A 13,470-nucleotide genomic window follows, 5' to 3' on the forward strand; every position below is an offset into this window, starting at 1 on the left:
TCATCCCTCCCGTCCGGGGCGCGACTCGTGGCCGCTGCGACCACGCGTGCGGCGTGCTTCCTTCGACTCCGATTCGTACAGGTGCCGCCGACCCGCGACCAGGGCGTCTCGGACGTCGGCGTCGAGTGCGCGCAGTTCCGACCAGTAGCCGTCGTCGAACTCCTCGACGAGTTGGAACGTCCACCGGCCCTCCGCGACGTTGCGCCCCACGAGCTCGCGCCGGACCCGCTCGGCGAGAGCTTCGTGCCCGGCGGCGCGCGACAACTCCGCGGCCTCCCCGACCTGCCGGTCCGCACGCCCCATCAACTGGTGGAAGCCGTACAGGTGGCCGCGGGCCTGCTCGACGGTCTCGAGGGCCTCCGACAGCTTCCCCACCGCTTCGACGGTCGCGTCCGACACACCGTCGGGGCGGACGTGCGCCGGGTCGGGTCGCTCGCGGTCGGCCATGCGTCGAGTGTGCCGGACGGTACGTGTCGCCGGTCGTCGTCCGGCCGGATCGGGGTGGACGACGACGGCGGCGAACCGGTCGGTGCTGCGAATCGGTCGGTGGTGCCGATCGGTCAGTAGTGCCAGGGGAACGGCGACCAGTCCGGGTCGCGCTTCTCCAGGAAGCTGTCGCGGCCCTCGATGGCCTCGTCCGTCATGTACGCGAGGCGGGTGGCCTCCCCGGCGAACAACTGTTGGCCCACGAGACCGTCGTCGGTGAGGTTGAACGCGTACTTGAGCATGCGCTGGGCCTGCGGCGACTTTCCGTTGATCTTCGCAGCCCACTCCAGCGCCACGTTCTCGAGCTCGTCGTGGTCGACGACCCTGTTGACGGCACCCATGTGGTGCATGTCCTCGGCCGTGTAGGTGTCGCCGAGGAAGAAGATCTCCCGCGCGAACTTCTGGCCCACCATCTTCGCGAGGTACGCGCTGCCGTAACCGCCGTCGAAGCTGCCCACGTCCGCGTCGGTCTGCTTGAAGCGGGCGTGCTCGCGGGACGCGAGAGTCAGGTCGCAGGTGACGTGCAGGCTGTGCCCGCCGCCGGCCGCCCATCCGTTGACGAGCGCGATCACGACCTTCGGCATGAATCGGATCAGACGCTGCACCTCGAGGATGTGCAGGCGTCCGGCGCGTGCCGCGTCGACCGTGTCGGCGGTCTCGCCGTCCGCGTACTGGTAGCCGCTGCGCCCGCGGATCCGTTGGTCGCCGCCGGAGCAGAACGCCCAGCCGCCGTCCTTCGGGCTCGGTCCGTTGCCGGTGAGCAGCACGCACCCCACGTCGGCGGTCATCCGCGCGTGATCGAGGGTGCGGTACAGCTCGTCGACGGTGTGGGGGCGGAAGGCGTTGCGCACCTCGGGACGGTCGAACGCGACACGGACGGTGCCCTGCGACACATGACGGTGATAGGTGATGTCGGTGAGGTTCTCGAAACCGGGAACAGGGCGCCACAACTCAGGATTGAAGGTCACGTCGTCACCTTAAGGCCGTGTCGCCCGAACGTGGACCCGCCCGCCGGATAACGTGCAGGGTCATGAGCGAACAGGCGGACCGCGTCGACGACGACTACGAACACCACGGTGGGTTCCCGGTGTATCGGCCGGTGCAGGCGGGGCCGAACTTCGGCAGATTCGTCGAGGCGTTCCGTCGATTGCAGGACCTCGCCGTGTCGACCCACCTCCCCGACGCGGTGCTGGGCGACGCGATCGAGAAGGCCGAGGCACTCGGGGACCTCCTCGAACCGCACCGCGTGCGCGAGGGGGAGTCGCCGGCCGGCTTCGCGGTGGAACTGCCCGGTCGGGGCAGCCTGCTGATGCTGCCGTGGACGATCGAGAAGTTCGACGCCGACGGGGTGCGCTCGCGCGGCACCTTCCGTCGCTACCACCTCGGGGGGAACGGGGCCGCGCACGGTGGCACGCTGCCGTTGCTGTTCGACGACCTGTTCGGGATGGTGATCCACGCCCACGGCCGGCCCATCGCCCGCACCGGCTACCTCCACGTCAACTATCGGAAGATCACTCCGATCGAGACCGAACTCGTCGTCGAAGGGCGGGTCGACCGGGTCGACGGGCGCAAGGCGTTCTGCACCGCCGAATTGCGCGACCTCGACGGCGATGTGCTCGCCGACTGCGAGGCGCTGATGATCGAACTGCTCCCCGGCCAGCCGTGACCGCGCCACCGTTCGTCCCGCCCCCGCTCGACGAGGTGCTCGCCGGCGCAGTCGTCGTGTCGCTACCGATGCGGGTGCGTTTCCGCGGCATCACCGAACGGGAGGTCGTGCTCGTCGAGGGGCCGGCCGGGTGGGGTGAATTCGGGCCGTTCGTCGAGTACGACGATTCCGAGGCGGCCGACTGGCTGCGGTCGGCGCTCGAATCGGCGTGGCTCCCCGCGCCGCCGCCGCGCCGTGCCACGGTTCCCGTCAACGCGACGGTGCCGGCCGTCGATCCGGATCGTGTACCCGAGGTGCTGGCCCGATTCCCGGGTGCGCGCACCGCGAAGGTCAAGGTCGCCGAACGGGGTCAGGGCCTCACCCAGGATCTCGCGCGGGTCGCGGCGGTGCGCGCGCTCGTTCCCGAGGTGCGGATCGACGCGAACGGCGGTTGGAACGTCGACGAGGCGGTCACCGCACTCACCGCGCTCACTGCCGACGCACCGCTCCAGTACGCGGAACAGCCGTGCGCGACCGTGCCGGAACTCGTCGAGGTCCGCCGCAGGGTGCCGGATGTGCGGATCGCCGCCGACGAGAGCATTCGCCGTGCCGACGACCCGATGCGGGTGGTGCGGGCCGGCGGCGCCGACGTGGCCGTGGTCAAGGTGGCCCCGCTCGGCGGAATCCGACGGTTGCTGGCGCTGGCCGACGAACTGGCAGGTCACGGCGTCCCCGTCGTCGTGTCCAGTGCACTCGAATCGGCGGTCGGGATGGGTGCGGGACTCGCCGCGGCCGCGGCACTGCCGGATCTGCCGTTCGCGTGCGGACTCGGCACGGGCGGCCTGTTCGCGGCCGATGTGGCGGCGCCGCGGAACCCGACCGCGGGAGCGTTGGCGCCGGTGGCCGTGGTGCCGGACCCGGCGATGATCGCGGAACTCGCGGTCGCGCCCGACCGTCGCCGGTGGTGGTTCGAGCGGATCCGCAGGACCCACGCCCTGCTCGGGTGAACCGGGCCGAGCGCATGCCCGCGAGGTCGGTGTGGAAGGCCGGATGGAATGCGGGTCGTGGTCGGGGTAGGTTCGCAGCCGCGGCGTCGTATATCGTTCGGGCCGTCCCATCAGTCACAATCTTCACAAACGGAGGCAGTGGAAGTGGTTGCAGCTCTGAGCGATGCTCTGCTCGGCGCCGACAAGTTCCCGGCGGTCCGGGCCGATGTCGAGGCCCTGATCGATGCGGAGGTGTCGGACAAGAAGGGTGCGTCGGGCCTCGCGCTCAAGGGTGGATACGCCGCGGTGAAGAAGGTCGGCCCGTCCATCGTGCCGGGTGCCATCGAAGGTCTCCTGCCCGAGTTCGTCGAGAAGATCCAGCCGTTCTGGCAGGACTACGCGGGCAACGGCTCGTTCGCCGACTACCTCACCGCGCGCGGTGACCAGGTCGCCGACGCGCTGCTGACCGTGACCGACGAGCGGATCGCCGGCACCTCGAAGACCGCGGTCAAGAAGGTCTACGACTCGCTGCGGTCGTCGGCTCAGAAGCACGTCGTCGAAGCGCTCCCGCGTCTCGGCGAACTCGTGCAGAAGCACGCCGGCTGAGCCCGGTTCCAGCGGCAGGACACGCATCGAGGGTGGTGTCCCGATCGATCCGAAGGGTCGGCGGGGACACCACCCTCGCGTGCATGTGGCTCACAGCAGCACGACCGCCGGAATCACCACGACCACGTACAGGATCGTCAGCAGCACCGTGTGGGTGAGGCAGAAGCCCAGGGCCTCGGACGCGGTGCCCCGGGTGCGGAAATGCCGGACGAGTTTGCCGGCGAAAGCGCGGGGATGCGTGACGTCCCAGCTGTTGAACCGCAGGTAGCGGCCCAGATACATACCGAACGGAACCAGGACCAACACCACCGCGACGATCACCCACGAGTCGTTCCCGCCGAGCGGATCCTCCTTGTTGGGGCGCGCGACCAGCACGTAGAGCATCTGTACGAGCAGCACGTTCAGCAGCGTGTTGAACATCCCGGACAGCGCCAGCGACAGCGTGAGCACGATGTCGTACCAGAGCGGAACCCGTTCGCCCTCCTGTCGATGCGAGAAGTTCAGCTCGGTGATCAGATACGCGGAATTCGGGAGTGCCAGCAACCACACGAGGGCCCCGACTGCGAGCGTGGACCACAACAGCAGCGAGCTTCCGAGGAATGCCGACACGACCATCGCGCCGAAGGTGACGGCCAACACCACCGCGGGAGCGAGCGACAGCCCGATGTTGAGCACCATCGGCCGGTACAGGCGTGTCGAGAACAGCGGGGCGCGCAGCACCACCAACGCCGACGCGTAGACGTTCAGCAAGGCGACACCGATGACGAGCAACGCGACGGCGATCATCGGTACATGATGCAACCCCGTCGCCCCGGCGCTGCGACACGACGTGTGCCGTGTCCCGCACACCGGGATCCGTCCCCCGGTGCCGTCGCCGCGAGGCTCACCGCACGGTGCCGGTGCCCGCGGCGGACGACCGGTGCACCGACGCCCGGTCGTCGACGAGATCCTGCCCCGACAGCAGTCCGGGCAGCCCCCGGCCGTTGCGCGTCACGACGGTCGCCACCACCGCGACGACCGCGAACACCGTGGCCAGGGAACTCCACGGGGTCGGCAACAATCCCAGCAGCGTGTACCCGCCGATGCCGGTCAGATAACGCACGATGCGCCGCCACCACCGCGGACCGCGGCCGCCGGTGTAGCGCAGGCGGACCGCGAGATCACCGATGCTCGCACCGGTCACGGCGATCACCGCGAACCACACCGCGGCCGTGACACCGCCGCCGAGCAGCGTCGCCAGATCACCCTCGAGGGCCGTTTCACGATCGTCGGCGACATAGAGCAGAAAAACACGGGTCACCACCATCACGACAGCGGTGAGCAGGACGGCTCCCATCCAGTCGGTGAGCATCGCCAGCAGCCTGCGCGACTTCGTGACGGGGCGGGGGTCGTCGGCCCCGGCGGATTCGGCGACACCCCGGTGACGACGCGGCACCACCAGTCCGGCGACCGAACCGAGCACCGCGCCGAGTGTGTTGGTGAGCAGATCGTCGACGTCGAACACCCGGTACGCGCACGGATACAGTCCCCACACCCCGGTGAGCTGAGTGAACTCGATGAACGCCGACACGGCCAGGCCCGCGGCGCCGGCGATCAGCACACCCCGGCCGGCCAGCACCCGGACGAAGAACCCGAGCGGAACGAACAGCAGCACGTTCAACGTCAACTGCAGGACGGCCGGATCGGTGAGCACCCCGACCGGGCCCCCGGACGCCCGCGACAGCGCACCGTCGATGTCGTCGGCGAACGCCATCGGGTCGAGGTTGCGCCCCGCGCACGTGAGTTCCCGGGGATCGGGGAGCGGGAGCAGCGTGTACGTCCACACCGCCCACGTGTAGACGAGCGCCGACAACCACAGCAGCATCCGCCCGACCGAGAACGTTCCGCGCCGCCGGTATGCGATCGCGACGAACGGGACGAACAACACCGCCCCGGCGACCACCCCGAGGACGACCGCGGTCACACCCAGAATCAATTGCGACTCCACGCGCCGAGTGTGCCACCGGACGGAACGGACTCCGCGCCGACGCGCACGGAGGCGCTCGTCGGGACGGTCCGGCGCCCGCATCTCGTCCCGGCGGGTTCGACGACGGGTGTGCAGGCCCCGCAGCGTGGCCGCTGCGCTGCGCGGACGCCACCGGGTGTGGGGGAGACCACCGGGTGGGCCGCATTACTCTGGTCGACGTGAACCCGTCCACTGCCCAGGCCACCGCTGTCGTCGACGAACTCGCGCGGGGTGGTGTCCGGGACGTCGTGCTGTGCCCGGGTTCCCGGAACGCGCCCCTCGCGTTCGCGCTGCAGGCCGCCGACAATGCCGGCAGGGTGCGGTTGCACATGCGCATCGACGAGCGGACGGCGGGGTTCCTCGCCGTGGGGCTGGCGCTGGCCTCCGGTCGCCCGGTTCCCGTGGTCATGACCTCCGGTACCGCGGTCGCCAACCTCGGCCCCGCCGTGCTCGAGGCCAACTACGCGCGCGTCCCCCTCATCGTGCTCAGCGCGAACCGTCCGTACGAGATGCTCGGTTCCGGCGCCAACCAGACCGTCGAGCAACTCGGGCTGTTCGGCAGCCAGGTCCGCGCCACCATCAGCCTCGGTCTCGCCGAAGGAGTCGAGCAGAACAGCCAGTGGCGGTCCGCGGTGAGCCGCGTTCTCGCGGCGGCGCGGGGAACCCGGTCCGGCAACGCCGGTCCCGTGCACTTCGACATCCCGCTGCGCGAGCCCCTCGTGCCGGACCCGGAGTCCGCCGGGCCCGTTCCCGAGGGCAGGCCGAACGGTGAGGCATGGACGACGACGGCGCATGCCACCCTCGACGTGCCCGTGGAGATCGATCTCACGGCAGACACGGTCGTCGTGTCCGGTCACGGTTCCGCGCTGCGGCCGGAACTCGCGGGTCTGCCCACCGTCGCGGAACCGACGGCCCCGATGCACGGGGAGCCGCTGCACCCGCTGGCGCTGACCCGGTTGCGGCCGAAGCAGGCCATCGTGACCGGCCGCCCCACCCTGCACCGGCCCGTGTCGAAGCTGCTCGCCGACCCGGCCGTTGCGGTGTACGCGCTCACCACCGGCCCGCGTTGGCCCGACGTGTCCGGAAACGTGCTCGCCACCGGAACCCGCGCGGTCGTCACCGGAGTCCCCGACCCGGGCTGGCTCGACCGGTGCCGATCGCTCACCACCCGACTCGACGGCGCGGTCCGCGCGCAACTCGAAGCGCACCCGAAACCCACCGGCCTGCATGTGGCGGCAGTTGTCACCGACGCGCTGCGTGACGGCGACCAGATGCTCTTCGGTGCGTCCAATCCGGTGCGTGATGCGGCGCTCGTGAGCTACCCGAAATCCGGTGTGACGGTGCTCTCGAACCGCGGTGTCGCCGGGATCGACGGCACCGTCTCCACGGCGGTGGGTGCCGCCCTGGCGTACACCGGCGGCCGTACGATCGCGTTGATGGGTGACCTGACGTTCCTGCACGACGCTGCGGGACTGCTGGTCGGCACACCCGAGCCGCGTCCCCACGACCTGACGATCGTCGTCGCCAACGACGACGGTGGCGGCATCTTCGAACTTCTCGAGCAGGGCGACCCCCAGTACGCCGGCGTGTTCGAGCGTGTGTTCGGCACACCCCACGGGATGGACCTCGCCGCGCTGTGTTCCGCGTACCGCGTGCCGCACACGCTCGTCGACCTCTGCGGGCTCGCTGCGGCCCTCGCCGATCCGACACCGCCGGCGGGGGGTATCCGGGTCGTCGAGGTCACCACCGATCGTTCCGGGCTGCGTGACCTGCACGCTGCCGTCCGGGACCGGCTGTGAGCGCACTGCACCGCGCCCGACGCGTCGTGCTCGTCGTCGCGATCGGGATCTCCGCGTTGTCCGCGGTGTTGTTGCTCGCGGCGTGGCGCAACGACCACACCATCACCTCCGACATGGGGACCGCGACGGCGGAGGTCCTGTCGGCGGGATCACTGCGGTCGGCGGTGAGCTTCGTGACACCCGACGGTGTCACGCACAACCCGGAACTCGGCGTGCTCTATCCGACGGGGCTGACCGCGGGACAGCGCATTGCCGTCGAGTACGCGCGCAGCGACCCCGACCTCGTCCGGGTCACCGGTCGTGATGCACGCGTGGCGATCGTCCCGACTCTGTCGGTGATCGTCGTCACGTGGGTCGTGGCGACTCCCCTGGTGATGTATCTGGGGCGACGCGCCCGGAGCGAGGTGCGCAACTCTTCGCTGCATCTCGACACCTGAGACCGGTGGTCCCGGGGTCGAGAGTTCGCCCGCCCGTCGTCGCGTCGTCACCGTGAGCGCATCCTCCCGACCAGTGGGGGCGGCACGCTGTCGACGTGCGAGTTGCCATCGTCGCGGAATCCTTCCTGCCCCACGTCAACGGTGTCACCAACTCGGTGCTGCGGGTGCTCGAGCACCTCGACCGGACCGGCCACGACGCATTCGTCGTTGCTCCGGACACCGTCGCCGGTATCGACCCGGCACCTGTCGACCACCGCGGTGTCCCCGTGCACCGGGTGCCGGCCGTCCATGTTCCGAGGGTGGCGTCGCTGCCCGTCGGGCTGCCGCAACCCGAGATGGTCGATGCGCTGCGCGGATTCGCGCCGGACGTCGTCCACCTGGCGTCCCCGTACCTGCTCGGTGCCGGCGGAATCGCGGCGGCGGCGCGTGTGTCCGCCCCCACCGTCGCCGTCTACCAGACCGATGTCGCCGGGTTCGCGGCCGGCTACGGTCTCGGTTTCGCGGCCCGCGCGTCGTGGTGGTGGACCCGTCGCCTGCACCGGATGTGCGACCGCACGCTCGCGCCCTCGACCGCCGCCGTCGACGACCTCGCCGAACACGGCATCCCCAGGGTGCACCGGTGGGGTCGCGGTGTCGACACCGTCGCGTTCGCTCCGTCGAGGTGCGACGGGGCGTTGCGCGCACGATGGGCGCCGGACGGGCGTGTGCTCGTCGGTTATGTGGGACGGCTCGCGCCGGAGAAGCACGTGGACCGACTGGATGTGCTCGCACGCGACGAGCGGGTGAGGTTGGTGATCGTCGGTGACGGTCCCGAACGGTCCCGACTCGAGACGCTCCTGCCGGGCGCGGTGTTCACGGGGCAACTGTCCGGTGACGAGTTGGGCCGCGCCTACGCGAGTCTCGACGTGTTCGTGCATCCCGGTGAACACGAGACGTTCTGCCAGTCGGTGCAGGAAGCGCAGGCCAGTGGGCTTCCCGTCGTGGTGCCTGACGCGGGGGGTCCGCGCGACCTCGTCGCCCACTGCCGCAACGGATACCGGTTGCCCGCCGACCGCTTCCGTGAGTTGCTGCCCGGCGCGATCGGGGCGTTGCTGGACCGTCGGCTCCGCGAGGAGTTCGGGCGGGCCGCGCGCCGCAGTGTGCTCGACCGCACGTGGCCGGCGGTCTGTGACGAACTGCTCGGCCACTACGCGGAGGTTCTCGGCCGTCCTCGGCGTGGTGTTCGGCGGACCGCGTAGGTCACCGACCCGGTGGGTCGCGTTGGTCACCGACCCGGTGGGTCGCGTTGGTCACCGACCCGGTGGGTCGCGTAGGTGACCGCCGCGGCGGGTAACGTCTTCCGGGTGGCAACAACTCACGGATCACGTGCGTCACTCGACAAGGAACCGCGTGAGGTCGCGTCCATGTTCGACGGTGTCGCCGAACGCTACGACCTGACGAACACGGTGTTGTCCTTCGGGCAGGACCGCGGGTGGCGGCGCGCGACGCGGGCGGCGCTCGACCTCGAGCCGGGCGAGCGGGTCCTCGACCTGGCGGCCGGGACGGGTGTGTCGACCGTCGAACTCGGTCGGTCCGGGGCGTGGGTCGTCGCCACCGACTTCTCGACCGGCATGCTGCAGGCAGGGGCGTTCCGGAAGGTCCCGATGGTTGCGGGCGATGCGATGCACCTGCCGTTCGCCGACGGGGTGTTCGACGCGGCGACGATCTCTTTCGGGTTGCGCAACGTCGCCGACATCGATCTGGCGCTGCGTGAGATCGCGCGGGTCACCAAGCCGGGGGGTCGGCTGGTGGTGTGCGAGTTCTCCACGCCGATCCGTGAGCCGCTGCGCACCGTGTACATGGAGTACCTGATGCGCACGTTGCCGCGGGTCGCCCGGGCGGTGAGCAGCAATCCCGATGCGTACGTCTATCTCGCCGAATCGATCCGCGCGTGGCCCACCCAGGAGGAACTCGCCGAGCGGATCGCGGCGGCGGGCTGGCACGAGGTGCGCTGGCGGAACCTCACCGGCGGCATCACCGCGCTGCACCACGCGACGCGGTGAGCCGTCGCGTGCTCGTGTTCATCCGAACAGGGGCCGCCGATCCCATCGCATCGACGCGTGTCCGGCGCCGCGCCACAGTCGGGCGACCAGGTCGTCGTCCTCGTCGGTGACGAGGTTGCCCATCAGCCGTACCGCGACGGTCATCATTGCCCGGGACCGCATCGCGACCGGTCCGGTGGACGGCAGGAACCGGGGGAGGGTGAGCAGCGCCGCGAGTCTGCGTGCCGTGGAGAAGGCACGGCCGTAGTGTTCGCGGAGCAGTGCCGGCCAGACCCGCGCCAGGTCGATGTGGGCGGGGTCGGTGTCGGCGAGCAGCGCGGCGATCAGGCGGCCCCCCTCGAGTCCGTAGTCGATGCCTTCGCCGTTGAGCGGGTTGACACAGGCCGCGGCATCTCCGATGAGCGCCCAGTTGGCGCCGGCGACACCGGACACCGCGCCGCCCATCGGGAGCAGAGCCGACGCCACCCGGGTCACGTCGCCGAGTCCCCACTCGGCCCGTCGGTGCGACGCGTACAGCTCGATGAGCGGGCGCAGTGATCCGGACGCGGGTCGCGCCGCGGTCGCGAGGGTCCCGACTCCGATGTTGACCTCGCCGGTGCCGAGGGGGAACACCCACCCGTACCCGGACTGCAGTGTTCCGGATTCGTCGCGGAGTTCGAGGTGCGAGGTGATCCACGGATCGTCGCTGCGCGGGGACGTCGCGTATGCGCGGGCGGCGACTCCGTAGGCGGTGTCGCGATGCCAACTGCGGCCGAGGACCTTCCCGAGGGGCGAGCGCACACCGTCGGCGACGATCAGCTGCCGACACGCCACCGAGCGGACGCCGTCGGCGGTGCGCAGGTGCACCGCACGTACCCGAGCGCCGTCGCGGTCGACGTCGACGGCCTTCGCGCCGTCGAGTGTGCTCGCGCCGGAGTCCGACGCGGTGCGGCGGATCCGGTCGTCGAGTTCGGTGCGCGGCACGGCACTGCCGTGCGACGGGAACGATGTGCCGCCCGGCCAGGGCAACTCGAATCGACCGCCGAAACCTTCGAGGCGCAACCCCCGGTTGACGGTGCGCGATCGCGCCCAGTCGCCGAGTCCGAGCCTGTCGAGTTCTGCGATGGCGCGGGGTGTCAGTCCGTCGCCGCACGTCTTGTCCCGCGGGAACGTCGCCGCGTCGACGAGGAGCACTTCGCGACCGGCCCGAGCCGCCCACGCCGCGGCGGACGAACCGGCCGGACCGGCGCCCACCACCAGGACGTCGGTACTGTCGGGAACCCGGGTCGGAGATCGCCGCGCCTCGCGCGCGGAATTGTCGGCCACCACCCGCACATCTTCTCAGGTGGTGGATTGCCGCCTCGACGAGGTGGGCTGCGGAACGAACGGCTAGGTTCACTACGGTGGACCCGAGCCGACAGAACAGGATGGGTACGTCATCGTGAACACTGAGGGGACGGCGCAGACCGCCGGGTCGTTCGGCACGACCGCGGACACCGTGGTCGCGGGTGTGGAACTCGGCGATCCCGCGCTGGCGGCGCGTGTCCGTGACGGGCTCGCCGCCGTCGAGAAACTCATGATCGACGAGTTGTCCGACGGTGAGGACTTCCTGACGGAGGCCGCGCTGCACCTCGCGAGGGCGGGCGGGAAGCGGTTCCGCCCGTTGTTCACGATTCTCACGGCCCAACTCGGGCCGCGCCCCGACGATCCGTCGATCGTCACCGCCGCGACCGTGGTCGAGCTGGTCCACCTCGCGACGCTCTATCACGACGACGTGATGGACGAGGCCACGATGCGACGTGGGGCACCGAGCGCGAACGTCCGCTGGGGCAACAGCGTCGCGATCCTCGCCGGCGATTACCTGTTCGCGCACGCGTCGCGGCTGGTCTCGACGCTCGGCCCGTCCGCGGTGGAGGTCATCGCGAAGACGTTCGCCGAGCTCGTCACGGGGCAGATGCGCGAGACGATCGGTGCGCGAAACACCCAGGACCCGGTGGAGCACTACCTGCGTGTGGTGTGGGAGAAGACGGGATCGTTGATCGCCGCGAGCGGCCGGTTCGGCGGAACCTTCTCGGGAGCCGGGCCGGAGCACATCGAACGCCTGGAGCGGCTCGGCGACGCGGTCGGCACGGCCTTCCAGATCGTCGACGACATCATCGACATCTCGTCGGCGACGTCGGACTCGGGAAAGACACCCGGGACGGATCTGCGCGAAGGGGTGCACACGCTTCCGGTGCTGTATGCGCTGCGTGAGGACGGGCCCGACGCGGAGCGGTTGCGGGAGCTGCTGGCCGGTCCCGTCGAGGACGAGGCGCACATTGCCGAGGCACTCGAGCTTCTCGACCGCTCGCCGGGGATGACCGCGGCGAAACGCACCCTCGACACCTACGTCGAACGCGCCCGCACCGAACTCGCCGCGTTGCCGCAGGGACCCGCCAACGAGGCGTTGCGCAGGCTCGTCGACTTCACCGTCGCCCGCGTCGGCTAGATCCGAGGGAACCGACCCGCGTCCGGGATCGTTGAACGGACAAGTGGATCGGTGGAGCGTCCCCGCGACGGGGAGTGTTCGGGAAGAGGCGTGACGTGCACGGTAACGGCAACCGTCTGAAGACGGCGGGACTGCTGATCGGGATGTCGGCGCTGATCGTGTTCGTCGGAGCGTTGTTCGGCAGCACCACGATCCTGGTGATCTCGATAGTGCTCGCGGTCGCGATGAACGGTTACGCGTACTTCAACAGCGACAGGTTGGCGTTGCGGGCGATGCACGCGCAGCCGATCACCGAGGTGCAGGCGCCCGTGATGTACCGGATCGTGCGCGAACTCGCGACGACCGCGCACCAGCCGATGCCGCGCCTGTACGTCAGCCCGACCAACGCGCCCAATGCGTTCGCGACGGGACGCAATCCGCGCAATGCCGCGGTGTGCTGCACCACCGGCATCCTGCAGATCCTCGACGAACGTGAACTGCGCGCGGTACTCGGGCACGAACTGTCGCACGTGTACAACCGGGACATCCTGATCTCCTCGGTTGCCGGCGCGATGGCCTCGGTGATCTCGGGGCTCGCGAATCTCGCGTTCTTCGCCGGGGCGTTCGGGGGCAACCGCGGGGGTGCGAACCCGATCGCGGTGCTGTTGGTGTCGCTGCTCGGCCCGGTCGCGGCGACGCTCGTCAAGTTGGCGGTGTCGCGGTCGCGGGAGTACGAGGCCGACCGGACCGGTGCGGAGTTGACGGGCGATCCGCTCGCGCTCGCCTCGGCGCTGCGCAAGATCGAACGTGGCGCGCAGGCGGCGCCGCTGCCGCCGGAACCGCAGTTGGCGGCTCAGTCGCACATGATGATCGCGAATCCGTTCCGCGCGGGAGACCGGATGGGGCGGTTGTTCTCGACCCACCCTCCCATGGATGAGCGGGTCGAACGACTCGAGCGGATGGCGGGGCTGCGCTGAGCGCACCTCCGTGGACGAGGCGCGCCCTTCCGCACGGTGCG

14 protein-coding genes are annotated in these 13,470 nt (G+C 70.2%); 9 read left to right on the forward strand and 5 right to left on the reverse strand.

Features of this window, described 5'->3' with window-relative positions; genetic code table 11:
• Together LDQ05_RS13335 and LDQ05_RS13340 are read right to left on the reverse strand one after the other, a co-directional pair.
• Complete coding sequence (locus LDQ05_RS13335; protein WP_226437444.1) at positions 1 to 447, reverse strand: hypothetical protein; 447 nt, start codon at positions 445 to 447, stop codon at positions 1 to 3.
• 113 nt (positions 448 to 560) lie between these two features.
• The gene (locus LDQ05_RS13340; protein WP_226437445.1) at positions 561 to 1,454 is read right to left on the reverse strand and encodes a 1,4-dihydroxy-2-naphthoyl-CoA synthase; all 894 of its coding nucleotides are present in this window, start codon (positions 1,452 to 1,454) and stop codon (positions 561 to 563) included.
• A gap of 62 nt (positions 1,455 to 1,516) precedes the next feature.
• On the opposite strand from LDQ05_RS13340, the gene LDQ05_RS13345 reads away from it, so the two are divergent.
• The 3 genes from LDQ05_RS13345 (at position 1,517) to LDQ05_RS13355 (ending at position 3,723) form a co-directional block, all read left to right on the forward strand.
• The gene (locus LDQ05_RS13345; protein WP_226437446.1) at positions 1,517 to 2,152 is read left to right on the forward strand and encodes a PaaI family thioesterase; all 636 of its coding nucleotides are present in this window, start codon (positions 1,517 to 1,519) and stop codon (positions 2,150 to 2,152) included.
• A 68-nt stretch (positions 2,153 to 2,220) separates the two neighbouring features.
• Positions 2,221 to 3,138: an o-succinylbenzoate synthase gene (locus LDQ05_RS13350; protein ID WP_372461104.1), complete on the forward strand. Its 918-nt coding sequence runs from the start codon at positions 2,221 to 2,223 to the stop codon at positions 3,136 to 3,138.
• A gap of 144 nt (positions 3,139 to 3,282) precedes the next feature.
• The gene (locus LDQ05_RS13355; protein WP_226437448.1) at positions 3,283 to 3,723 is read left to right on the forward strand and encodes a DUF6918 family protein; all 441 of its coding nucleotides are present in this window, start codon (positions 3,283 to 3,285) and stop codon (positions 3,721 to 3,723) included.
• Positions 3,724 to 3,813: 90 nt separating this feature from the next.
• Here LDQ05_RS13355 and LDQ05_RS13360 read toward each other — a convergent pair whose 3' ends face one another.
• A complete protein-coding gene (locus tag LDQ05_RS13360; protein WP_226437449.1) occupies positions 3,814 to 4,509 on the reverse strand; it encodes a DUF1361 domain-containing protein in 696 nt (231 codons plus the stop codon).
• Positions 4,510 to 4,606: 97 nt separating this feature from the next.
• Positions 4,607 to 5,710 carry a VanZ family protein gene (locus LDQ05_RS13365; RefSeq protein WP_226437450.1) on the reverse strand — a complete coding sequence of 368 codons (1,104 nt, stop codon included), beginning with the start codon at positions 5,708 to 5,710 and terminating at the stop codon, positions 4,607 to 4,609.
• Positions 5,711 to 5,907: 197 nt separating this feature from the next.
• Here LDQ05_RS13365 and menD point away from each other — a divergent pair, with 197 nt between their 5' ends.
• The 4 genes from menD to LDQ05_RS13385 all read left to right on the forward strand — a co-directional run bounded on the left by menD (position 5,908) and on the right by LDQ05_RS13385 (position 10,006).
• Positions 5,908 to 7,527 carry a 2-succinyl-5-enolpyruvyl-6-hydroxy-3-cyclohexene-1-carboxylic-acid synthase gene (menD, locus tag LDQ05_RS13370; RefSeq protein WP_226437451.1) on the forward strand — a complete coding sequence of 540 codons (1,620 nt, stop codon included), beginning with the start codon at positions 5,908 to 5,910 and terminating at the stop codon, positions 7,525 to 7,527.
• Positions 7,524 to 7,964, forward strand: coding sequence for a DUF3592 domain-containing protein (locus LDQ05_RS13375; protein ID WP_226437452.1), 441 nt, complete (start codon positions 7,524 to 7,526; stop codon positions 7,962 to 7,964). Before menD ends, LDQ05_RS13375 begins: the two co-directional genes overlap by 4 nt.
• A 95-nt stretch (positions 7,965 to 8,059) precedes the next feature.
• Positions 8,060 to 9,202 (forward strand): glycosyltransferase family 4 protein, encoded by a 1,143-nt coding sequence (locus tag LDQ05_RS13380; protein ID WP_226437453.1) that lies wholly within the window; start codon positions 8,060 to 8,062, stop codon positions 9,200 to 9,202.
• Positions 9,203 to 9,307: 105 nt separating this feature from the next.
• Entirely contained in the window at positions 9,308 to 10,006 is a 699-nt protein-coding gene (locus LDQ05_RS13385; RefSeq protein ID WP_226437454.1) for a demethylmenaquinone methyltransferase, read from the forward strand.
• A gap of 18 nt (positions 10,007 to 10,024) precedes the next feature.
• Here the strand turns inward: LDQ05_RS13385 and LDQ05_RS13390 are convergent, their stop codons facing one another.
• Positions 10,025 to 11,314 carry a geranylgeranyl reductase family protein gene (locus tag LDQ05_RS13390; protein WP_372461103.1) on the reverse strand — a complete coding sequence of 430 codons (1,290 nt, stop codon included), beginning with the start codon at positions 11,312 to 11,314 and terminating at the stop codon, positions 10,025 to 10,027.
• Positions 11,315 to 11,426: 112 nt separating this feature from the next.
• On the opposite strand from LDQ05_RS13390, the gene LDQ05_RS13395 reads away from it, so the two are divergent.
• Both LDQ05_RS13395 and htpX read left to right on the forward strand, forming a co-directional pair.
• Positions 11,427 to 12,473, forward strand: coding sequence for a polyprenyl synthetase family protein (locus tag LDQ05_RS13395; RefSeq protein WP_226437456.1), 1,047 nt, complete (start codon positions 11,427 to 11,429; stop codon positions 12,471 to 12,473).
• Between the two features lie 95 nt (positions 12,474 to 12,568).
• Complete coding sequence (gene htpX / locus LDQ05_RS13400; protein WP_226437457.1) at positions 12,569 to 13,429, forward strand: zinc metalloprotease HtpX; 861 nt, start codon at positions 12,569 to 12,571, stop codon at positions 13,427 to 13,429.
• Positions 13,430 to 13,470: the final 41 nt, after the last annotated feature.

Source organism: Rhodococcus yananensis (assembly GCF_020515525.1).
GTDB classification, from domain to species: Bacteria; Actinomycetota; Actinomycetes; order Mycobacteriales; family Mycobacteriaceae; genus Rhodococcus; species Rhodococcus yananensis.